Below are 22,006 nucleotides of genomic sequence, written 5' to 3' on the forward strand. Positions count from 1 at the left end.
TATTTACTATGGTAAAATTAACTTCTAATACTTTCAGAATTTTCGGTTTATATATAATTGAAAATCAATTGTATAGTATTTATTGAGTTATGGAAAAAGGAGAACAAATATTAGAATTAAAGAAAAAGCTTTCCGAAGAAATTCAGAAGGAAAGTTCTGATAATAATGTGATTTTAGCTCTATCCAGTGAGATTGCGAAACTTGATGACAGTCAAGTGAGATTTTCTGTTGATGCGGGAATTATAAATAGACTTGGAAAAGAACTAGTTGGAAAACACGAAACAGCAGTTTCTGAATTAGTCAAAAACGCTTTTGACGCTGATGCTACAGAAGTCAATCTAGTTTTTGAAAACGCTTGGAATGCAGGCGGAACGTTGACCATTGATGACAATGGAACTGGGATGACAAAAGACCAATTGATTAATGGTTTTATGAGATTATCCTCTTCAGATAAAATTCATAATCCAATTTCTGATAAGTATAAAAGAACAAGAGCAGGAAGAAAAGGTATAGGCCGTTTTGCTACTCAACGATTAGGTAGCAAGCTTACCATTATTACACATACAGCTAAAAGTGATTTCTCAATAAAAATATCTATTAATTGGAATGATTTTGAAACAGACAGGGATTTACTAAGTGTCTCAAATAATATTGAAGTAATTCCGAAAACGAAACGAGAAGGCACTACCTTAATTATTGAAAACCTCAGAGATGGTTGGTCAGATGCAATGATTAAAAGAGTTTTTAGATATACATCTGAACTTTTACAACCTTTTCCTTTATCAAAAAAGAATAAAGATGAAGCAGAATCATCAATAGACCCTGGTTTTAAAAGCTACTACTTCAGACAAGAAGGGCAAGAATTAATTCCAATTATTGACGAAGAAGAAGCGATTTTTAAACACGCCCTTGCTGAAATTGAAGGCTATGTTATGGATGATGGACAAGGATGTTGGGCGTTGAAAAGTGATAAACTCAATTTTCCTCAAGAAGTATTTCTTATAGGGAATGATGAAAAGAACCGAGAAAATCCTGAAGTTAAATTTAATTTAATCAAGGGGCTTCATTTCAAAGTACATTATTTCATTTATGAACCAACTCTATTTGCACCCGGAACATTCACGTTTATTCGTGATTTAAGTTATGAAACAGGTGGAATTAGATTATACAGAAATGGTTTTCGTGTTCTGCCTTATGGTGCGCAAGGAGATGATTGGCTAGGTTTAGATAAGTCGAATAATAGGAGTATCGTACTTGGTCCTCATATGAATAGAAGCTTTTTTGGCTTTGTAGAATTAGAAGATAAAGAGGGTAAGTTTGAAGAAACATCGAGTAGAGAAGGTTTAATAGAAAGCGAAAACCTTAATGAACTAGTAAATTTCGTTTATAGGTCGATTGTAAGTGCTGTTATGAAAGTTTCCGAGCTTAGGGGTAGAAAAGCTACAGCATCTCAAAAGAACTTTACCAGAAGTGATGATGACCCGACAGAAAAAGCGGACAAAGCAGTTGAGGAGTTAGAGGATTTCTTTAAGAATGACGAAAATGAACAAGAATCTTCTGAGAAATCGGATTCAGGCAAATCAAAGCAAAGAGCAAAGAAGATTTTTGAAGAGTTTAAACAAGCTCGTGAAGAAGAAAAGAAGAAGAAACAAGCATTAATTGATGAAGTCAATATGCTAAGAATTCTTGCTGGTTTGGGATTAGTTATTGGTGAATTTATACACGAAGTTCAAAGATTCTTACCTGGTTTTGATGCTGATATAAAATATTTGAAGAATGCAGTTAAGGATTATAAAGAAGTTTATGAACGAACAGAGTTACTTGAAACAAATATCAGGTCATTTTCATCCTATACATCTTATTTTGATAAGACCATATCAAGAAATATATTAAGAGAATTAGAGCCTATAGAATTAAGAATTGTGGTAAGGCGCTTCATTAGTATTATTCAAAATGACTTAAAAAGGGCTGAAATTGAATTTATTGAACCTGAATTTAAGGGGTACGATTTATTTACAATCCCAATGCATCCATCTGAATGGGCGTCAATCTTATTCAACTTATACACAAACTCCAAAAAAGCTATTTACAGAAAAAGAATTAAAGGAAAAATGTTTATAGAATGTGGGATTGAAAATCAAAATGTTTATTTAGAATTTTCTGATAATGGTGATGGTATTCCTCCTGAAAATGAAGATACTATATTCAATGCATTTTATACTACAACGTCAGCTGCAAATCACAGCGGAAATGATGTTGATAGTTTGGTAGGAACAGGATTAGGCTTGAAAATAGTTAAAGATATAGTTGAATTTTACGGAGGACAGATTTTTGTAACCAGCCCTTCATCAGAATTTAGCACAACAATTCGTATCGAAATACCTAGAAAAAGCAATGAAAATGAGTGAGGTTAGATATTTGTATATAGATGATGAAAATGATGAGTCAATCAATTCATTAATTAATGGATTTAATGACTTAAAAGAAATTTATGTCGAGAGGATGCCAATAACAAGAGGATTAAGTTTTTCTGACTTAAAAGACTCCATTATAAGCAAAATTAAGAGTAATGAATTCCAAGGATTACTAATCGATTTAAGACTTGATGGTACAGGTCCTGAACACCTTGAATATAGCGCAATTTCAGTAAGTTCAGAACTTCGGTCTATTGCGGCCAGAAAGGAGGTTCCTTCTTTTCCGATTGTGTTGTGTTCTACAATTGATAAAATTCGTGAAACATACAATGCAGACAAGACTAGTCAAGATTTATTTGATTATACTTTTAAGAAATCCGAAGACCCTAACTACCCTAAATTTTCAAGGAAACTATTGTCACTTGCAAAAGGCTATGAATACTTGAACATTGGAGATGAAAATTTGGAAACTATTTTTAATAGAAATGATTTAAAATCACTTGACTCAAGAATATTTGAAAGATTTTTAGACCAAGAAACTGTACCTTACGATTTTGCTCATTTCACTATAAAAACCCTTTTCCATTGCACAAATCCACTAATAAAAGAAACTATTTTAGCTTCAAGACTTGGTATTAATATTCAAGAGTCAAAAAAATCTTGGATAGAGCTAAGGGATTCTATTTTTATTGCCGCTAAATATCAGGGTATTTTTTATAATGGCTGGGATAGATGGTGGTCTGATGAAATAATTCGAATATTTAGAGATGTAACAAACGAAAAGCTTTCTTTTTTAAATGCAGATGAAAGAGTTAATCTTCTTACTAAAAAAACTGGCATAGAAGGTTTAGTTGCAGCCAAACCCATAAGACATAATGTTAGTTCTGAATTTTGGACAATCTGTGAAGCTTATAAAAAACCTTTAGACCCTCTGGAAGGATTTAGGATTCAAACATCAATGGCTTTAAAACCTTGGCAAGAGCCAAAATATTTATCACTGGATGCTATATTAGAACAAGTAGGTGTTGATAAAAGCTTGAAACCACATTACTCCGAAAAAGAAAGAATTGAAGAATTAAAGAAAAAACTGAAGTAATGGCGGTTAGTTCTAAAAATATGGCATTTAGAAGAGATAGGGCTTCTGAGTTACGGCAAATTGCTGACCTATTAGACAAACATATAGGTGATGCAAATACCTACTGTATTCATAACGCTATTGCTTTACTTCAAAACAGCGAAATAATTCCTGTTATGAAAGATGGAAGTACAGATGAAAATATTTGGGGCTATGATATTGTGGACTTTGAGCTACCAGTAAAGACAATTAAACACATTAAACCTGACGACATAAAAGATGCTAAAGCTATTCTTAACCTGAAATTAAGAGCTGACATAAGAAAGTGGAATACTTTTGAAGACCCACTAATTGAGTTATCATTTGATGTGACATTAAAAGGAATTGGAAAAAGTGTTTATTTTTTTGGTTTTCATATTGATAAGCATACTTCTACTACACAAAGTGATGAACCTCACCCAATTTATCATTTACAATATAATTTAAACCCTAGAAAGTCTGAAAAACCTAATCTAGGTGAAATATTCTACATCGATACACCAAGAATTATGCATAAACCTCTAGATTTTATATTAGGAATAGGTTTTCTTACTTCAAATTTTTACCCTACAGCATACAACATTTTAATTGAAGAAGCCAACTATATAAAGCTTTCTAAAAAATATCAAACGAGTGTTTGGAGACCATATTTTCACACACTTGCTAATCATTGGAAACCTTTTGAGGAGGGAAATATTGCGTGGAAACCTACTAGTCTAATTTGTCCGATATTACAATGAAAATCGCATTCAAATATTTAAGTCAATATTCTACAACTCCAAAAGATGTGGACAGACTTATTATTTCTGCATTTCTTGAAACCAATAAATTAAAGCCACTGAAAAATAATTTTCTAAAGTCTTACTCAATTAATAAAAAAGACAATGAGGAATACTTATCGCTGGTTGAATTTATATCAGTGATTAATGCAGAGGTTAAAGAATTTGGCTTTGAAGAACTTATCGAACTTTTTGAGTTCGTAGTATCTCCTGCAGATAGAGTTATCAATGGTGCAATATATACTCCTCAGAATATTAGGACTTTTATTGTTTCAGAGGCTTTTAAGAAAATTGACTCCATAGATGATGCGATTAAAATTTCTGATATAGCAATGGGATGCGGTGGATTTTTATTCAACGCTTCCATTGAATTAAAAAAAAGAACAGGTAAAACCTATTCAGAGATTTTTAGGAGCAACATTTTCGGTTTAGATATACAAGAATATAGTGTTAATCGAACTAAGTTACTTCTTTCTCTATTGGCATTGCAATCAGGAGAAGATAAAAAAGAATTTGAGTTTAACTTGTTTCAAGGAGATTCATTAGATTTTGAATGGTCTTTAAAAATTGATGACTTCAATGGGTTTTCCATGATATTAGGAAACCCTCCATATGTTTGTGCAAGACACTTAGATGATGCAACCAAAACGAAATTGAAGAATTGGGAAGTATGTAATTCTGGTAATTCAGACCTGTATATTCCATTCTTCCAAATTGCGATTGAGAATCTGGCATTAAATGGGATTCTCGGATTTATAACAATGAACTCCTTTTTTAAAAGTTTAAATGGAAGGGCACTACGCGAATATTTTAGAAGAAGGGAGCTTGCATTTAGTATTATTGACTTTGGTTCGGAACAAATTTTCAAATCTAAAAACACATATACTTGCATTTGTTTTATTGAGAATAGAAATCAAAACTTCATTTCTTATGGGTATCATGAAAGTGAAAATTTAGGAGATAAACATTCATTTAATGAAATACCTTACAATATTTTGGATTCAAAAAAAGGGTGGAATTTGAGAGATAATGAAACCATTTCAAAAATAGAATCAACAGGCATTCCATTTGGTGAGCTCTACAAAACAAGGCATGGAATAGCAACACTAAAAAATGAAATTTATATCTTCAGACCTATTGATGAGGATGAGGAATATTACTATTTACAAAATGGTAGTTTATATAAGATAGAAAAAGGTATTTGTAAGGATATTGTAAATTCAAATAAGCTCAGTCGTCAGATTAGTTTATTTGATCTTAAGGAAAAAGTGATTTTTCCTTATGGAAATCAAGAAAAGCCTAAGCTTTTGCCAGAAGAATTCATCGCTGATACCTTTCCTGAAGCGTACAAGTATTTGCAGAATAAACGTAAGGTTTTAGATCAAAGAGATAAAGGAAAGGGGAAGTATGAAAGCTGGTTTGCTTTTGGACGAACGCAATCTTTAGAGAGAATTAAGAACAAAATGTTCTTTCCAAAATACTCAGATATTACTCCAAATTTCTTGATTAATTCAGAGGATGACTTGCTATTCTATAATGGTTTAGCAGTTGTTGGTAGCTCAGATACTGAAATGGAAATACTAAAAAAGGTTTTGGAGTCAAGAGTTTTTTGGTATTATATCAAATCTACTAGTAAGCCCTACTCATCTAACTACTATTCGCTAAATGGGAACTACATGCGAAATTTCGGTATTTGTGACTTGAATGATAGCGAAATGAAGTTCTTGTTGAGTGAGAATAATCAAAAGGAGCTAGATGAATTCTTTGAAAGTAAATACGAAATAATTTTATAAGAAAGCTAATTTTTAAGAATACCAAATGAAAACCATCCATTCACCAAATGCACCGGAAGCCATAGGACCTTATGCGCAAGCCATTGTTGTCAATGGCTTTGTGTATTGCTCAGGCCAAACACCGCTTTTGCCCGAAACCATGCAATTGATAGCGGATGATATCGAAACGCAGACCAAGCAAGCGCTTGAAAACTTAAAAGTAGTTTTGGAGCAAGCAGGGAGCGGATTAGACAAAGTGGTGAAAACAACGGTGTTTCTCAAAAATTTCCGTGATTTTCCAAAAATGAATGCTGTTTATGCCGAAGTTTTTGGAAGCCATCGACCGGCAAGAAGTACCGTGGAAGTATCCCGCCTTCCGATGGATGCGCTGGTAGAGATAGAATGTGTAGCCATAATTTAAGATCCTCTATACCGACAGCCCATTTTATTAATGGGCTGTCTTTTTTTTCTTTTGCCCAATCCCATTTCTTAATTAATAATTTTCTTAATTAAGCTTTTATCCTATTTTCTTAAATAAGGATTAGTCTTATTTAAGTTTTTGGCATTTTTCTTAAATAAGGAATGCTCTTATTTAAGCTTTTGCCCATTTTTCTTAAATAAGGATTGCTCTTATTTAAGTTTTTTGCGTTATTTGTTAAATAAGAACATTGTCTATTTAAGTCTATGGCTTTAGAAGTTAGACTAACTAATGACATGTAATCGATCTAATTGGGCAAAATGACATTCAAATGAATACATTTCAATCGGGCAAATACGTAAATCAAGGCTACTATAAAGCTTTTATTCCAAGCGAAATCAACAGAGAATGGATCTTGGATAATATGGAAGTAATCAAGCTTTTGAGTCAAGCAGATCGGCAGTTGGGAAGATTAGATATGTATTCAAACTATGTGAATATCGATTTATATGTAAGTATGCATATTGCCAAGGAAGCAACTCAATCATCAAAAATTGAAGGCACTCAAACGAATATGGAGGAGGCTTTTATGGAGCGTGATGACCTGTCTGTAGAAAAGAGGAATGATTGGGAGGAAGTGCAGAATTATATTGAAGCCATGAATTTGGCGGTAAATGAATTAGATAAACTGCCTTTTTCGAGCAGACTTATTAAAAAGGTGCATAAAATTTTGCTTCAAGGTGTGCGAGGAGAAAGTAAATTACCGGGAGAGTATCGCACCAGTCAAAACTGGATTGGTGGGGCAAGTATTGATGACGCTACTTTTGTGCCCCCACCACATACAGCAATTGCTGACCTAATGAGTGATTTGGAAAAATTTGCCAATGACGAAGGAAATACGATTCCAGATTTACTTAAGATTGCTTTAATTCATTATCAATTCGAGACCATTCACCCATTTTTAGACGGAAATGGAAGAACTGGCCGTCTATTGATCACCTTGTATTTGGTTAGTAGTGGAATATTAAAAAAGCCGATTTTGTATCTGTCTGACTATTTCGAGAGAAATAGAATGTACTATTATGATAACTTAATGCGTGTAAGAACCCACAATGATTTGGTGCAATGGTTTAAATTTTTCTTGGTGGGTATAATTGAAACTGCTAAAAAAGGCATACAAACCTTCGATGGAATTTTGCAATTACAAACTGCTATTGACGATAGATTGAAAGGTTTGGGCAATCGAGCCAATGATGCTCGAAAGGTAATTTCTAGCTTATATTCTAACCCAGTGACGGATGTAAATAAAGTGACACAGATAATTGAAAAGTCGAATGTATCCGGATATAAATTGATTGCCTTGCTAGAGGAACAAGGTATATTAAAAGAGGTAACAGGCAGCCAAAGAGGTAAAATTTACATCTTTGATGATTATATAAAACTCTTTCATAAATAGAGCAGAACTCAAATTTCAATAAAGCTCCAAAAAGCTAAACCTCCTTTTGATTAGCTTATTATCATCTGTATGAAATTCGAAATTTCTGGTTTCGATCTCGCCTTTTTGAAAACTAACAGCTTTATAGAAAATTGGCCCGTCGAAGCAAAAGCTATGAAACTCGCCATTCTCACCGCAAGGGTCAACGCTGGTAGGTAGCTTATCGATAAAGGATTGGTTGTAAAGCGAGCCGGCAGCATCGGGAAGTAAATCAGCATCGGCGCTACAAATAATCAAATGAAAATTAGTGGCAATCACCTCCCGCGCCATTTCACGTGTGTTTTGCTGCCAAAGAGGAAAGAGACTTGTCAAACCTGCTTTAGCTAGAATGGCTTCTTTGTATTTTCTCAAATCTTCAAGAAAAATATCTCCCATGGCAATATGACTTATTCCATTACCAGCTAATTTTTGATAATAGCCCAGCATGGTATCTTCGTAGCTTTCATCCTTACTCAATGGAATTAAGTCGAAAGGCAACTGCAATGCATCGGCTTGTTTTTGCAAAAGCTCAATAGGAATTTCGTGCAACCCGGACTTGCCGCTAGCTGCATCGATGGTGGTATGGAGGCCGGCAATATTCCATTGATCGGATATTGCCAGCTTCCACAAAGCAAAGGCTGAGTCTTTGCCGCCACTCCAACTGAAATGTATTTTCGGCTTTTCAGTCAATTGATATTTTTTTATTTTCTAAAGTTAGCCAATAGTTGCAAATAGAAACTTCTGCCTCGCGTTGCAAATCCATTAATCTCTGAATACTGATTATCAAATAGGTTTTCAGTTCTGGCGGTTATTTTCAACGAGGAGTTGATGGCATAGCTCAATTGCAAATCTACAGTAGAGTATGCAGCTACATTTTGCGCCAATAAGGCACCATAGGGACCTAAGGCAGAACTGTACGAAACATCAGGTCTTGAACCTACATAGCGTGCATATCCTCCCGCTTGCCATTTGTCGTCAAAGTCGTAGTACAACTGCAAGTTGCTTAGGAAATTTGGACGGCGAACTAATTGATGATCCGTTTTGTCCGAATCTAAAAATAGGCCATTGTTGTACAACTGTAAATGATGTCCTGTAGTAAGGTTACTTGGTAAATCTTCCGCTTTGTATTCATACTCACCTTCTATATAGCTCAGATTCAATTCAGCTCTTAACTTGTCGAACAATGTGGTATTGAAACCCAGTTCGGCTCCATAATTACGTTGTTTGGCAATATTGATGTAGGTATCGCCTGCATAATCTGAGCCCGTTAAATTGGGAATTGAATTATTATTATTCCACAAGTAAACGTATTCGATTGCATCGGTTACTACACTGCTGAATAGGGAGAAATTCCACTGAAAGTTGCCTTGATTTATGCGCGTGCCAAGCTCAAATGATTGTGAATTTTCTGTTTTCAAATCCTGATTTCCGCGGGTGGTAAACGCGCCAAAACCTCGGTTTGGATCGTACAGTTGATACAGCGAAGGCGCATTGAAACCCGAATTATAGTTTAGAAATAGGATTGAGCCTTCTCCAAATTTGTAATTGGGACTTAGCTCAAATGAGAAATTATTGCCCGCTGTATTATGATTGGTAAATCGCCCACCAATACTCAGCCCAAATGCTGATAAATTACTTCCAAAAGCTCCACCTTTCAGATTCAATTGGCTGAATATGTAATTTTGCTGAGCAGTGAGATCTAACGAATCGTAATTTACAATGGATTCATAAGGTCCCCATTGGCCATCGCTAAAAAAGTATGTGTCGAAATTCATTTCCTCCTGATAGGTACCAATACCACTTACCAATCGAAATGCATTAGTATTCCAAACGCTTTGTAATTCGGCTGTGAGCAATTGCCCTTTATAATTGCCTTCGAAATAGCTTTGGTCTGTATTTCCTTGATTGTCAATCACCGACGAGTCGTTAAGGCTTAGTCGATTTGAAATTGAGTAGCCGCCAATCAGACTTAAAGAAACATTGTCTGATGCATCAAAATTGAGTCTGCTTTGTAGCCAATCACGCTGAAAGCGGAGGATGTAATTGTCATCGTCATTAAATGCTCCAGCATCAATATCTGCTTCCTGCCATGATCGACGATAGTTAATGGTGAAATCTCCTTTCGAAAATGCTTTGCCAAGCTTAGCGCCAAAGTCAATTTTCTCGAACCCATCTTGATCATTTGCCCGAAATACACTTGGGTCGTTTATGGTATCCAATGCAGCATTGAGCCCTTGTACCAATCGATGATCTACTGAAGCACCAAATATCCACCCGCCTTCCGTTCGGTTTTCTACTTGTGCTTGGTATTGAAATAGCGAACTATTGTCACCAAAAGTACCCGTTTGCACTCGACCAGTGATAGCTGTGCCGGCAGTTCTTTGCTTGCGGGTAATCAGATTTATAGAGCCTCCAATTCCGGAAGTTCCGTACAGACTACTTTGTGAGCCGCGCACAATCTCAATGCGTTCAATATCCATCAGACTTAATTCCGATAGATCGATTACACCGTTTGGTGTGCTTGGGTCGGTCACTCTGATGCCATTGATCAATATGGCCGTTTGATTGCTTGCTGCTCCACGCATAAAAATGCTTTGCGTGCTTCCCGGTGTTTGACCGGCACCTACCACAAAAATACCAGCCTCTCTTGTAAGTAGCTCGCCAAGATGCATATAGCCACTTTTCTCAATTTTTTGGCGGTCAATTACAGTCACATTTCGAGGAATGTCCTTGATACTTTCCTCCACTCGGCTACCAGACACCATTACCTGATTAAGGTCAATAGTGCGTAAGCTGTCCTGTGCCTGGGATTGGAAAACAGTAAATAATAGAATTGTTAAAATCGAAAACAGGCCACTCCCGACCTTTTTCGGCGTACGTGTGTTTTTTCTCATAGTGTTTCCTTTTTGGGATGTACTATGAGCTTTGGGAAATGGAATCGGATTAAGGAATCATGCAGACCTTAACCGTTCAAGCCTTTCACCCGAAAGCTCTGAATGTTACAGAATGGGCAGGTCTCCTGACTTTCCTGAATTGCCGCCTTCTCATTTCAAATTCTCGAAACAATGGCATGGGTGGCAAAAAACTCGCTGCAGCGAGCCAGAATTACAGTTGCGGGGACAGCTCTCGATTTTCACGAGATTCCCTTTTAATCCGCCGCACCGATGGGTGCTTTGGAACCAATTCTATGCGGCGAAAGTAGCTAAAAATTTTTAGGTCGCAAGTTTTCAGTTTGTGATTTTGACAAAAGGTAAGGTTCGAATTTTCTTTTTCTCAAAACGAAATAATCTATTTCTACAGCGCTATTAATTAGCTTTTGCTTTTCTTTGTGCCAATGAAGAGAAGTCAATTCAATAGTATCTTAGCCTTTTTGGTACTTGCAGTAATTGCTGTATCAGCGTGTGATTCAGCGGAAAATAAAAGCGGGAGGGTGGAGGATACTCCACCTGTACAGTCCGAATTGCAATTGGATTATGCTCGCAATTTTAAGGTGGAGTATTTTGATGGCTACAAAAAAGTCACTGTATTGGAAGCATTTCGAGGGGCTTCCAAGCCCGAAGAATATTATTTGGTAGATAAAGAAATGGAACTGCCGGACTTGCCAGTTGATGCAAAAATCATCCGGACTCCGGTTTCGGAAACGGTGGTTTTTTCCACTTCACACCTGCCCATGTTGGAGCTTATTGGCGAAGCGGAAAGCTTGGTTGGTTTCCCTAGCTTAGATCTTATTTCCTCCCGCATTTTTCGAGAGAGGATTGATGCCGGTGCGATCCGTGATGTCGGCCATGAAGCCGGGCTCAACAAAGAATCCTTGATCGATTTGCAACCTGAGTTAGTTGTGGGATTTACTTTAGGAACTAATATGGATGCATATTTCGATATCAATCGAGTAGGGATTCCGGTGGTTTTTAATGCTGAATATCTGGAAGAAACTCCTTTGGGTAGAGCTGAATGGATTAAATTTATGGCTGCTTTTTACAATAAGGAAAAGCTGGCCGATTCGGTTTTTACTGAGATCAAAAATCGCTATAACGAATTACTTGAAATGACACAATCTATTGAAAATAAACCAACCGTACTTAGTGGAGTGATGTATGGCGATACATGGTTTGCGCCTGGAGGTCAAAGCTGGGCATCTAAATTTTTTGTAGATGCAGGAGTCAATTATTTATGGCAAAATACTGAAACTACCGGTAGCTTAGAGTTGAGCTTCGAAAGCGTATTAGATAAAGCAGAAAATGCGGAGTTTTGGGTAGGTGTAGCGAATTTTAGCACGCTCAACGAATTGAAAAATAGTAATGCTCGATATGCGCTTTTCACTTCATTTCAGCAGGGAAAAGTGTTTACTTACAATAAGCGAATGGGAGAAAAAGGCGGGAATGATTATCTAGAAATGGGCTATGCTCGGCCAGATTTGATATTAGCAGATTTGGTGAAAATCTTCCATCCTCAACTTTTACCCGATTACGAAACATACTTTTTTCAGAAGCTTAGCGAATGAGCCAAATCCCAAAAATATCATCAGATAAAGGCAAAAAGCGATTTATTTTCCCTTTGATGATTTTGGTATTGGCGTGGCTTTTTTTGTTAAGTATTTCTCTTGGCTCAGTGCGAATTCCATTTTCGGAAATCCTCAATATGCTTATGGGCAAGTCCGCTGAAAGGAGCGCTTGGGAGGTAATTTTATTTGAATTTCGAATTCCAAAAGCAATTACGGCTATTTTGGCTGGAGCAGCATTAGCTACAAGTGGCTTACAAATGCAAACTTTTTTCAGAAATCCATTAGCTGGACCCTTTGTATTGGGCATCAGTTCGGGCGCAAGTTTAGGCGTAGCATTATTGGTACTAGCTGGCGGATTATTCGGATTGGGACTCACTTGGGATACTGCCATTGGGCCTTGGTTATTGATCATTGCAGCTGTTGCTGGCGCAGCTACGGTAATGAGCTTGATCTTAGTCACAGCCATCAGAATTCGCGATAGTATGACTTTGCTTATCATCGGATTAATGTTTGGCAGTGCGACCGGCGCAATTGTGAGCGTACTGCAATATTTCAGCGATGCCACGCAAATTCAAGCTTTTCTGATTTGGACATTTGGGAGTTTAGGCAATTTGAGTTGGTATCAATTGAAAGTGTTTTTTCCTGTGATTTTCATTGGCCTTTTGCTATGCGTTTTTTTGGCGAAGCCACTCAACGCACTTCTTTTGGGTGAATCTTATGCCAAAAGTATGGGAATGCGCTTGTCGAGAGTGAGAATTGGAATTATCATTAGCACATGTTTATTGGCGGGAGGAGTTACAGCATTTTGCGGGCCTATCGCTTTTATAGGGATTGCTGTTCCACATTTGACCAAAGCCCTATTACCCGTTTCGGATCATCGAAAATTATTTCCCGCCGTTGCATTGGTAGGTGCAGTGGTACTACTGGTTTGCGATATGGTTGCTCAGCTGCCAGGCTCTGAACAAACTCTGCCTATCAATGCAGTAACCAGCCTAATTGGTGCGCCAGTAGTGATTTGGGTAATTGTAAGACGACGTTCCATCAAAAATTCCATGGCATTATGAGTATAAGCATGCAAGCAGTGGATTTGGAAATCGGTTATAAAAATGGCAAGAACCATAAGTCCATTTTTAGTGGATTGAATTTTTCTCTTTTGCCTGGTGAGCTAGTCTGCCTGATTGGACCAAATGGTATTGGTAAATCTACCTTGCTGCGGACTTTAGCAGGTGTACAAGCTCCATTATCAGGTAAAGTACTTATGGATGGGCAAAGTATTCACCAACTTACGCCCATTGAACTTGCCCGTAAAATCAGCTTAGTTTTGACCGATAAAATCAATGTCGGTAATCTTCGTGTGCATGAATTGGTTGCTTTGGGTCGCTACCCTTTTACCAATTGGACAGGCCATTTGACGGAGCGTGATTTTGAAGTGGTAGATCATATCATTCAGCTTATTGGCATTGGTTATTTGGCCAATCAAACAGTGCATACGTTGAGTGATGGGCAGTTGCAGAAAGTAATGATTGCTAGAGCATTAGTTCAGGATGGTGACTTGCTTATTTTGGATGAACCAACGGCGCATCTTGATATAATGAACAAGGTGTCAGTGATGAAAACGCTCCGCAAAATTGCTCATGAAACGCAGAAAACAATACTGCTAGCCAGCCATGAAATAGAACTTACCTTGCAAGTTGCAGATAAACTTTGGTTGCTCGATTGCAATAGGCCATTTACGCAAGGTGTGCCGGAAGACTTGATTCTAAAAGGAGCTTTGTCTGCTATGTTTGATAAGGAGGATTTTAGCTTTGATTTGAATTCAGGTCGATTCAAATTCAGTCAGCCTGCCAGCATTCCTATTCAGGTGCAAGGCGAGGGGCTGGTTCGTGCGTGGACATTGCATGCTTTGGAGAAGTATGGCTATTATCATAGCGAAGGTGCTAATGTTCGTATCCAATACCTCCCGCATTCCAAAAAATGGCTCATGGAGCAAAAAGGGCAAACTAAGGAGCTAGATACTATTGAAAACTTATTGCTTTATTTGAAGCATAATTTACCTCTTAGCAAATAGGTCTAGCTTTCTGATTTTCAGATTTCTCTATTTCCTTTCTCAAAAAGAGGAATTATTTGCGCTCTTTTGAGTTTTCATACTACCTTGTATTCTTTCAAATCCAACATATTCTCTAGCCAATGAACGTCGTAATAATTGGAAATGGCATAGCAGGGATCAGTGCTGCTCGGCAAATAAGGAAGTTAAGTGACCATTCAATTACCGTTATTTCTGGAGAATCAGATCATTTCTTTTCGCGGACAGCACTCATGTATCTATATATGGGGCACATGGAATACAAGCATATCAAGCCTTATGAGGATTGGTTTTGGGAGAAAAATCGGATACAACTGAAAAGGGCTTGGGTTAGCCATATCGATTTTGAAAAGCAATTGCTGCAATTCGAGAATGGTGAAAATTTGCCTTACGATAAATTGTTGCTCGCTACAGGTTCCAAACCGTATGAGCTTCCAGTACCCGGAATAGAAGCGGGAGGTGTGCAGGGATTGTATAGTTTGCAGGATTTGGAGCAGATGGAAGCCACTACAGTAGGGGTAAATCAAGCTGTGATTATTGGTGGAGGATTGATCGGAATAGAGATGGCCGAAATGCTTCACAGCCGTGGAGTAGAGGTGACAATTATGATTCGTGAAAGCCATTATTGGGGAAATGTTTTACCAGCCGAAGAAGGAAATTTGATAGCCAAGCATATTGCAGAAAATCATGTGAAGCTCATTCGTGAAGATGAATTAGCAGAAGTATTTAAGGATGATGCTGGCAATGTAAAAGGCATTCGGACTAAAAATGGAAATCAGCTGGATTGTCAATTTCTTGGTATCTCAGTCGGCGTGATGCCGAATATCGAGTTTCTGAAAAATTCTGCTTTGGAGACTAATCGAGGCATTATGGTAAATGAATTCCTCGAAACCAATATCCCAAATGTATATGCAGCAGGCGATTGCATTGAGCACCGAAATGCACCTGTAGGACGAAATCCCATAGAGCAAGTGTGGTATACAGGTCGAATAATGGGCGAAACTGTAGCACATACGATCAATGGTAATCGACGCTCCTACAAACCGGGAATTTGGTTCAATTCGGCGAAATTCTTCGATATAGAATATCAAGTCTATGGCTTGGTGCCCAATAAAATTAGTCCTGATTTAGCCCAGTTTTATTGGGAAGATAGCAAGGAGCCCAGAGCAATCCGTGTGGTTTGGAATAAGGAAACGATGATCTTTTTGGGAATCCATTCTTTTGGTATTCGCCTTAGACATGAGCAATGTGAAGAATGGATTGAAAAGAAATTTACTATTGATAAAGCCTTGTCACGATTGCAAAAAGCTGCTTTCGATGCTGAATTTACGAAACAGTGGATTCCATCTTTCTTGGAAGAATTTCAAAAGACGAATCCGGGTTTTGCTGTGCAACAAGAAGCTAAAGGTTTGTTTGCAAGGATTTTTGGTTAATTGAATGAGAAGTGATCGAACTGAAATAAATATAGGATAATGGGAAAGGGATTGAAATTTTTAGGCTTGAGTATGCTGTTGGCCGGATTGGCATTATTTATCTCATTGCCATTTTCCGGGCCTTTTGTCTGGGATAATTCTTATTTGCAAAATACAGGACTTAGCGAACAACAGCAGGAAAGCCTTGGCGAGAGGTTGGCTGATTTGGAAGGACGACTATTTTTCACGGGTTTTGAATTGGCAAATGAGATTAATCAAACCAAAGATATCCTTAATGAAGAATTGAAGGCTGCAGAAGAGTGGGATTTGGTGATTTGGAGCAACGATGTTGTATGGCAAGGCACCAAGGCTTCCTATCAAGGACTTGCCAAAGGAAACGAGTTATTATTCTTCATTCTATGTATTCTTATGCCTTCGATTGGTGGTTTTCTCTATATTCTACCAAGTTTCAAAGAAGGAACTCCCGGCATTAAGAACAATGGAATCTTCCATTCCGATATGAAAAATAGAGGCTGGGTAGGCATCCTTACCGGCACCATGTTAATTCTTTTTTATATCATTTTATATTGGTTTCCACAATACATTACACCATTAATTTCCCTTTTCGATCCACTCAGCGAAGTGCTCAATGGTGACCCAGCTAGTCAGTGGTTTTTGTATGGGACTTTATACACCCTTGCGATTATTGTAATGGGAATCAGGATGTTTTCGAAATATCGCCATTCTCGATATCATCAAATTCGGACGGCTTCATTGATGTTTTTTCAAACTGCTTTTGCCTTTTTAATCCCTGAGATATTGGTTCGTTTGAATAAGCCCTATTTTGATTTCAAGAATATATGGCCATTAGATTATGATTTCTTCGACGCTTGGCATATCAATATGCTGCAAGAAGCGGGAGGTTTGGGCATTTTTATGCTTGCTTGGGGGCTAAGCTTAATGATTATTGGCGTTCCACTTTTCACTTATCTGTATGGCAAGCGATGGTATTGTAGTTGGGTATGCGGTTGTGGGGGTTTAGCCGAAACGCTGGGTGATCCTTATCGCCAATTATCAGACAAATCGCTCAAAGCTTGGAAGTATGAGCGAGTGATTGTACATAGCGTTTTAGTTTTTGCAGTCCTTATGACGGGTGGAGTACTTTATACATATTTCACCGGTTCAGATCGCGTTTTTTGGCTATCCACCAACGATGTACGACAGACCTATGGTTTTATGATTGGGTCGATATTCGCAGGAGTTGTAGGCACTGGATTTTATCCTTTGATGGGGAATAGAGTTTGGTGTCGCTTTGGTTGTCCATTGGCTGCCTATTTAGGTTTGGTGCAGCGCTTCAAGTCCAGATTTAGAATCACTACCAATGGCGGACAATGTATCTCTTGTGGCAATTGCTCCACCTATTGCGAAATGGGAATCGATGTAAGATGGTATGCCCAAAGAGGTCAAAATATAGTTCGCTCCAGCTGCGTGGGTTGCGGGGTATGCTCATCCGTTTGCCCAAGAGGTGTCCTCAAACTCGAAAACAATGAAGAGGAAGGGCGTTTTGGAAAGCCTATTGAGATTGGTGAAAAGGGGTTTAGGGTGCATGTTTAAGCATCACAAGCTACTACGGCCTTCATTTTTTACATCTTAAAACCAATATGGGATTAATCTATCTTAATGGGTTTTTTATTGATATCAATTGCCACAAAGGTGAATTCACCACTTACTGCCTTTTCCCTTTCCTCTGAATACATTTGTTCAATAAATATATCTACTCGTACTTTCAAACTAGTGTTTCCAATATGGGAGACCTTTCCTATTAATTCAATGATTGTTCCGGCGGGGATTGGTTTTGTAAAGTCAATTCGGTCGCTACTTACAGTCACCATTCTTTGTCTACTAAAACGAGTCGCAGTGATAAAGGCAACTTCATCCATTAAATGCATTGCCGTGCCACCAAATAATGTGTCATAGTGATTGGTTGTATTAGGAAAAACCGCCTTAAAAATGTGGGTTTCTGATTGTTTTATTCTTTCATCTTTTGTCATTGTATTTCTTTTTCTAATGCTAAAAAGGCTTTTGTTTCATGGTACTTATTCAAGAGTGGGTAGATTGTGATTTCACACATATATGCTGACCCATCTTTTTTGTAGTTCAAAATCTGCTCTGAAAATGGTTTCCCGGATTTTAGCTTATCTCTAATCGAGTTTCTACTACTGTCCAAGGTATCAATCCCTTGTAGGAATTTAGGATTTTTCCCTATTGCAAATTTTTTACTGTAACCGGTCATCAGCTTAAATCCATCATTAACCCAGATGATATGTTTTTGAGAATCAGTAAGCACTAAGGCTTGGTAATCCTTATCATCAAGAATACTCCCATCAAGCAACCATCTCCTCTTTTTTGACAAATCAAGAAGTGCTTCTTTTTCCTTTTGCCTCTGTGTTTTTTGGGTTAGCCAAGTTTGATCCATAGCTATAATATCCCAACACATCAAAGGGACGGAGCTAAGTTTCATGGTTTTGACATCCTTTCAGTGCAATTTGGTTTTGATTTCATTGATCTATTTTACTTAGTCATCCTCTATCAGGATTTTTTATTGTAAGGGCAATGTTTGCAACCATTTTTGCAGCAATACCCTCTTTTAGCATGATAGACTTCAGTAAATACCCACAGCCCATTTTCGTTAATATAAAAATCTATCCCTTCGATTAAATTATTCTTGACCGATGACTTTTGATCATCAATTAATTTCCTTTTTCCGGTGTCATTGATTTTATATTTTCCCACTGATGCCCAATAGTTTATTGATTTTTTTTGTAAAGTTAATATTGTGATAATCGGCTTTTTCTTCTTTCATGCAGGTTGCGCAAAGGCAATCATCATATTTATTTCTCATATAGTCTCGTTCTTCTTCGTTGAGCATTACCGATGTACATTGACAAAGTGAAATAGAACCAACTTTGCATTCGAAGAGTGAATTACATCTTGGACAATATTTTTCTTCATGTTTATACATTTTTCAACGTGGTATAGCAGGGTTTTTTGAAAATGAAGTAATGACTTTCACTACATAGGTTTAGTTTATTTTGCAGTTGCATTTAAAAGATAAATTCAATCGCAGCAATTTGAAGAGCGACTCAATGCTTGTCGGAAAGAGAATGGATTAGAGAGGAAAAAACACACTAATAAGAAGGCCTACATATACAGAAGCTTCTGATTGTAGATGATAGATGTATCAAACCTGACTATACGCTTCAAATCGCGAAAGCAATGTCAATATAGAAATGGCAGGTCTCCTGACTTGTAACAGTTTTATCTTCCTTCCCGCTTAAGCAGTGGATGCGTTGACAAAACCTTTGAAATGTTACTTACAGTTGCGCGACAGTTCGTGATTTACACACGATTCCCTATTAATTTGCACTTAAGCAAAACCCTTTCTTTGTTTCAAAAATTATATAAAGAACTTATTTAAAAGTAAATATACTGTAATTACTCTTTAGCTAACAAGCATAATTCTTTATTGGGTTTTTTATTGTCTTAAGGCCAAAGAAAACAGCCGGTTTACCAGCTCCAATTGTTGAGACAAAATAAGCATACTGTAAATGCTATTCATTTAGCATTGGGATCTTAAAGTTTTTTATCAAGCGTATAGCTTCAAAGATATCGAACCAGGCTCATGTGGTGTAGATTTTTAATTACTTTTGATTTTAATCAAGCGCGAATAATGTCCAAAAACCCACTCCTCAAAGTCAACAATATCAGTAAAAGCTATCATGCCAGTGGAGCGAAGGTGTTGGATGGTTTGTCCTTTCAGCTTAATAGGGGAGAGAGTTTGGCCATATTGGGCTATTCTGGCGAGGGAAAAACTACGCTGCTTAATTTGATCGCGGGTTTGCTAGATGCAGATGCAGGTGAAATTTGGCTTGGAGATGATAAAATATTGGGGCCGGCAGATAAGCTTGTTCCCGGGCATGAGGAAATCCGATTGGTCTTTCAGCATTATGGTTTGGATCCGAATCTGAGTGTAGAGCAAAATCTGATGCATAGGATGTTGGGTTTTAAACCGGAAGTGAAGAAAAAACGCACGCATAAATTATTGAAGTGGTGTTTGCTCGATCATTTGGCTGGCAAGCGAGTGGAATTACTTTCTGGAGGTGAAAAGCAGCGATTGGCTTTGGCTAGGGCGGTGGCAGATTTTCCATCACTTTTGTTGTTGGATGAACCATTTAGCAGCATCGACCTCCCGCTTCGAATGCGTTTCAAGCAAGGATTGAAGGCCATGGCTGCAAGTGATGGTTTTGCTATGATTATGGTCACCCACGATTATCAAGATGCGTTTTATCTTGCGGATAAATTGCTGATTATTAAAAATGGAAAAATCATCCGAACGGGCAGTCCGGAGGAAATTTATCTTGATCCACAAAGTGAAGATGTAGCCTTACTCTTGGGAGCACGTAATATTTTGCCTACTAATAGAAAGGCTGAGAAAGTGTGGATTAAGGAAGAGCTTATACAGCTAAAAGCAAGAGGGAAAGGCTGGCAAGGAGCCATTGTTGATAAGATTTTTCTGGGTGATTTCTTCGAATATATTGTTGAAAATGAGCAAAAAGACCAATTGATCGTTCGCTCCAAAGATCGTGATTATGCTATTGGTCGTAAAGTGAGCCTAGAATGGCGGGAGGATGCCACCGCCACTCTTAATTGACTCAATTTAATGCTCATTTTAGAAATTGACTTGTGCTTGGATCCTTAATAGGCTACCTGATTGAACATTATTTCTAAGAACCGCATCTTCAAATCTTCTGTCAGAGATTGTGTACATGGTCACAAGCTCAAAATTTCGTGAAGGTTGGTATTCCACACCAATTTCTAATTCTGTAACATCATAACTTCTTGCGTCAAGCTCGTGCTTTTTGCCACCTTGGTACCTTTGAAATCTTGTAAAAGGAATAATTAAATGATCGTTGAACTTTTTGAAATAAGATAAGGTGATATATCCACCTTTTGCAGGCTGATTTTCGATGGAGTTAGTCTCTTTATTGTATTCTGGGCCACTGCCGATATTGTACTCAGCCTGAATGCCAAATGGCCTAGGATATAGTACAAATGTTGCGGCAATCCTCTCATCTAAATAATCCATTCCTTCCGCTACTTTCACACCTGAGGTAACGCTGTTCAACACATAATTTCCCGTAAAACCTTGGATGGACGTTTCAATTATTTGACTGCCAACTTCGAAAGGGTAGGTAACTCTTGCTACAATATGCTTACCCTCATTTTGTTCAGGGCGGTTTGCCGTTTGGCCATTGTATACACCAAACCCAACTATTCCATAATCACCGCTGGTTTTCATTCCTTCTCTAGATAGCCTCGAATAAAGCTGTCTTTTTTCTTGTGGAGCCCAATAAAAGAAAATACCTAAATCTCGCTCATTTCTTAAGGGACTATTCAGTGCATCATTTCTATCTAGCGGCAGTCTATTCTGGCTGGATTGCATATTTTCGAAACCATAAGGAACTTTGCTTTGGCCTATTCTGAAACGAAACTCATTTTTGCTGTCCAACCCAATATCAAAGTAAGCATCACGAATTTGTGCAAAGTGGAGTGAGTTTGAAGATGCTGCACTAGCGAAATCAGGTTGGATGTAGAAATAGACTCTTTCACTTACTTTCCCATAAAAGATTACTCGGATTCGACGCATAAAAAAACCTCCACCTTCACCCCAACTCCTATCACATTGTTCGCACTTCAATAAAGGGTTGGTTTCTAATAATCTATTATATCTCACCTGAGCATAGCCACGGATATTCACTTTATCGAACCATTTGGAGCTTGCCGGAGCAGTATTTCCTCCCGCATTTTCTTGGCTTTGCTGAGCAATAGCAAACGTAGTAATTAGGTAAAATAGGCTTAACAGCAAAAGGTTTTTCATAGTGTGTTTTGAATGTTTTTTACAACATCTATAATAGTTATGTTTATTTTGGACAAAAGTAGGTCTACTAAAAAAGCTCAGTGTTAATGCTTTGTTAAGAA

At 37.6% G+C, this 22,006-nt stretch carries 19 protein-coding genes and 2 riboswitches; of the genes, 12 read left to right on the forward strand and 7 right to left on the reverse strand.

The window, feature by feature from the left end:
- The first annotated feature begins 89 nt into the window (after positions 1-89).
- The 6 genes from ACOXY8_RS13280 (at position 90) to ACOXY8_RS13305 (ending at position 7,953) form a co-directional block, all read left to right on the forward strand.
- Entirely contained in the window at positions 90-2,408 is a 2,319-nt protein-coding gene (locus ACOXY8_RS13280; RefSeq protein WP_458332089.1) for a sensor histidine kinase, read from the forward strand.
- Positions 2,401-3,510: a hypothetical protein gene (locus tag ACOXY8_RS13285; protein WP_458332090.1), complete on the forward strand. Its 1,110-nt coding sequence runs from the start codon at positions 2,401-2,403 to the stop codon at positions 3,508-3,510. The genes ACOXY8_RS13280 and ACOXY8_RS13285 overlap by 8 nt, the downstream gene beginning before the upstream one ends.
- Positions 3,510-4,268, forward strand: coding sequence for a hypothetical protein (locus ACOXY8_RS13290; RefSeq protein WP_458332091.1), 759 nt, complete (start codon positions 3,510-3,512; stop codon positions 4,266-4,268). The genes ACOXY8_RS13285 and ACOXY8_RS13290 overlap by 1 nt, the downstream gene beginning before the upstream one ends.
- A complete protein-coding gene (locus ACOXY8_RS13295) occupies positions 4,265-6,100 on the forward strand; it encodes an HsdM family class I SAM-dependent methyltransferase (RefSeq protein ID WP_458332092.1) in 1,836 nt (611 codons plus the stop codon). Before ACOXY8_RS13290 ends, ACOXY8_RS13295 begins: the two co-directional genes overlap by 4 nt.
- Before the next feature lie 25 nt (positions 6,101-6,125).
- Positions 6,126-6,500, forward strand: a complete 375-nt coding sequence (locus ACOXY8_RS13300; protein WP_458332093.1) for a RidA family protein — start codon at positions 6,126-6,128, stop codon at positions 6,498-6,500.
- 328 nt (positions 6,501-6,828) lie between these two features.
- Entirely contained in the window at positions 6,829-7,953 is a 1,125-nt protein-coding gene (locus ACOXY8_RS13305) for a Fic family protein (RefSeq protein WP_458332094.1), read from the forward strand.
- 15 nt (positions 7,954-7,968) lie between these two features.
- Here the strand turns inward: ACOXY8_RS13305 and ACOXY8_RS13310 are convergent, their stop codons facing one another.
- Both ACOXY8_RS13310 and ACOXY8_RS13315 read right to left on the reverse strand, forming a co-directional pair.
- On the reverse strand, positions 7,969-8,661 hold the full coding sequence (locus ACOXY8_RS13310; protein WP_458332095.1) for a Dph6-related ATP pyrophosphatase: 693 nt from the start codon (positions 8,659-8,661) through the stop codon (positions 7,969-7,971).
- 11 nt (positions 8,662-8,672) lie between these two features.
- Complete coding sequence (locus ACOXY8_RS13315; protein ID WP_458332096.1) at positions 8,673-10,865, reverse strand: TonB-dependent receptor plug domain-containing protein; 2,193 nt, start codon at positions 10,863-10,865, stop codon at positions 8,673-8,675.
- Between the two features lie 98 nt (positions 10,866-10,963).
- A riboswitch (cobalamin riboswitch) is annotated at positions 10,964-11,170 on the reverse strand.
- A 135-nt stretch (positions 11,171-11,305) separates the two neighbouring features.
- Here ACOXY8_RS13315 and ACOXY8_RS13320 point away from each other — a divergent pair.
- From ACOXY8_RS13320 to ACOXY8_RS13340, 5 genes are all read left to right on the forward strand, one after another.
- Positions 11,306-12,472: an ABC transporter substrate-binding protein gene (locus tag ACOXY8_RS13320; protein ID WP_458332097.1), complete on the forward strand. Its 1,167-nt coding sequence runs from the start codon at positions 11,306-11,308 to the stop codon at positions 12,470-12,472.
- Complete coding sequence (locus ACOXY8_RS13325; RefSeq protein ID WP_458332098.1) at positions 12,469-13,536, forward strand: FecCD family ABC transporter permease; 1,068 nt, start codon at positions 12,469-12,471, stop codon at positions 13,534-13,536. Before ACOXY8_RS13320 ends, ACOXY8_RS13325 begins: the two co-directional genes overlap by 4 nt.
- Positions 13,533-14,540, forward strand: coding sequence for an ABC transporter ATP-binding protein (locus tag ACOXY8_RS13330; RefSeq protein ID WP_458332099.1), 1,008 nt, complete (start codon positions 13,533-13,535; stop codon positions 14,538-14,540). Before ACOXY8_RS13325 ends, ACOXY8_RS13330 begins: the two co-directional genes overlap by 4 nt.
- Before the next feature lie 119 nt (positions 14,541-14,659).
- The gene (locus ACOXY8_RS13335) at positions 14,660-15,988 is read left to right on the forward strand and encodes an NAD(P)/FAD-dependent oxidoreductase (RefSeq protein WP_458332100.1); all 1,329 of its coding nucleotides are present in this window, start codon (positions 14,660-14,662) and stop codon (positions 15,986-15,988) included.
- Positions 15,989-16,027: 39 nt separating this feature from the next.
- A complete protein-coding gene (locus tag ACOXY8_RS13340; RefSeq protein WP_458332101.1) occupies positions 16,028-17,581 on the forward strand; it encodes a 4Fe-4S binding protein in 1,554 nt (517 codons plus the stop codon).
- Positions 17,582-17,634: 53 nt separating this feature from the next.
- Here ACOXY8_RS13340 and ACOXY8_RS13345 read toward each other — a convergent pair whose 3' ends face one another.
- The 4 genes from ACOXY8_RS13345 to ACOXY8_RS13360 all read right to left on the reverse strand — a co-directional run bounded on the left by ACOXY8_RS13345 (position 17,635) and on the right by ACOXY8_RS13360 (position 18,989).
- Positions 17,635-18,018: an acyl-CoA thioesterase gene (locus ACOXY8_RS13345; RefSeq protein ID WP_458332102.1), complete on the reverse strand. Its 384-nt coding sequence runs from the start codon at positions 18,016-18,018 to the stop codon at positions 17,635-17,637.
- Positions 18,015-18,488, reverse strand: coding sequence for a PAS domain-containing protein (locus tag ACOXY8_RS13350; protein ID WP_458332103.1), 474 nt, complete (start codon positions 18,486-18,488; stop codon positions 18,015-18,017). Before ACOXY8_RS13350 ends, ACOXY8_RS13345 begins: the two co-directional genes overlap by 4 nt.
- 68 nt (positions 18,489-18,556) lie before the next feature.
- Positions 18,557-18,760, reverse strand: coding sequence for a DUF5522 domain-containing protein (locus ACOXY8_RS13355; RefSeq protein WP_458332104.1), 204 nt, complete (start codon positions 18,758-18,760; stop codon positions 18,557-18,559).
- Positions 18,747-18,989: a cysteine-rich CWC family protein gene (locus ACOXY8_RS13360; protein WP_458332105.1), complete on the reverse strand. Its 243-nt coding sequence runs from the start codon at positions 18,987-18,989 to the stop codon at positions 18,747-18,749. Before ACOXY8_RS13360 ends, ACOXY8_RS13355 begins: the two co-directional genes overlap by 14 nt.
- 253 nt (positions 18,990-19,242) lie before the next feature.
- Positions 19,243-19,424: riboswitch (cobalamin riboswitch) on the reverse strand.
- Between the two features lie 273 nt (positions 19,425-19,697).
- Here ACOXY8_RS13360 and ACOXY8_RS13365 point away from each other — a divergent pair.
- Positions 19,698-20,678, forward strand: coding sequence for an ABC transporter ATP-binding protein (locus tag ACOXY8_RS13365; protein WP_458332106.1), 981 nt, complete (start codon positions 19,698-19,700; stop codon positions 20,676-20,678).
- A gap of 18 nt (positions 20,679-20,696) precedes the next feature.
- Here the strand turns inward: ACOXY8_RS13365 and ACOXY8_RS13370 are convergent, their stop codons facing one another.
- The gene (locus ACOXY8_RS13370) at positions 20,697-21,905 is read right to left on the reverse strand and encodes a porin (protein WP_458332107.1); all 1,209 of its coding nucleotides are present in this window, start codon (positions 21,903-21,905) and stop codon (positions 20,697-20,699) included.
- Positions 21,906-22,006: the final 101 nt, after the last annotated feature.

Origin of the sequence: Peijinzhouia sedimentorum (assembly GCF_049340005.1) — a bacterium.
Taxonomy (GTDB): Bacteria; Bacteroidota; Bacteroidia; order Cytophagales; family Cyclobacteriaceae; genus CAXBDP01.

Coding starts and splice junctions, on each gene's coding strand:
- ACOXY8_RS13295 (WP_458332092.1), top strand. CDS start 4,265: ATGAAAATCGCATTCAAATATTTAAGTCAATATTCTACAACTCCAAAA.
- ACOXY8_RS13305 (WP_458332094.1), top strand. CDS start 6,829: ATGAATACATTTCAATCGGGCAAATACGTAAATCAAGGCTACTATAAA.
- ACOXY8_RS13320 (WP_458332097.1), top strand. CDS start 11,306: ATGAAGAGAAGTCAATTCAATAGTATCTTAGCCTTTTTGGTACTTGCA.
- ACOXY8_RS13335 (WP_458332100.1), top strand. CDS start 14,660: ATGAACGTCGTAATAATTGGAAATGGCATAGCAGGGATCAGTGCTGCT.
- ACOXY8_RS13370 (WP_458332107.1), bottom strand. CDS start 21,905: ATGAAAAACCTTTTGCTGTTAAGCCTATTTTACCTAATTACTACGTTT.
- ACOXY8_RS13300 (WP_458332093.1), top strand. CDS start 6,126: ATGAAAACCATCCATTCACCAAATGCACCGGAAGCCATAGGACCTTAT.
- ACOXY8_RS13340 (WP_458332101.1), top strand. CDS start 16,028: ATGGGAAAGGGATTGAAATTTTTAGGCTTGAGTATGCTGTTGGCCGGA.
- ACOXY8_RS13345 (WP_458332102.1), bottom strand. CDS start 18,018: ATGACAAAAGATGAAAGAATAAAACAATCAGAAACCCACATTTTTAAG.
- ACOXY8_RS13285 (WP_458332090.1), top strand. CDS start 2,401: ATGAGTGAGGTTAGATATTTGTATATAGATGATGAAAATGATGAGTCA.
- ACOXY8_RS13365 (WP_458332106.1), top strand. CDS start 19,698: ATGTCCAAAAACCCACTCCTCAAAGTCAACAATATCAGTAAAAGCTAT.
- ACOXY8_RS13325 (WP_458332098.1), top strand. CDS start 12,469: ATGAGCCAAATCCCAAAAATATCATCAGATAAAGGCAAAAAGCGATTT.
- ACOXY8_RS13360 (WP_458332105.1), bottom strand. CDS start 18,989: ATGTATAAACATGAAGAAAAATATTGTCCAAGATGTAATTCACTCTTC.
- ACOXY8_RS13280 (WP_458332089.1), top strand. CDS start 90: ATGGAAAAAGGAGAACAAATATTAGAATTAAAGAAAAAGCTTTCCGAA.
- ACOXY8_RS13350 (WP_458332103.1), bottom strand. CDS start 18,488: ATGAAACTTAGCTCCGTCCCTTTGATGTGTTGGGATATTATAGCTATG.
- ACOXY8_RS13330 (WP_458332099.1), top strand. CDS start 13,533: ATGAGTATAAGCATGCAAGCAGTGGATTTGGAAATCGGTTATAAAAAT.
- ACOXY8_RS13290 (WP_458332091.1), top strand. CDS start 3,510: ATGGCGGTTAGTTCTAAAAATATGGCATTTAGAAGAGATAGGGCTTCT.
- ACOXY8_RS13315 (WP_458332096.1), bottom strand. CDS start 10,865: ATGAGAAAAAACACACGTACGCCGAAAAAGGTCGGGAGTGGCCTGTTT.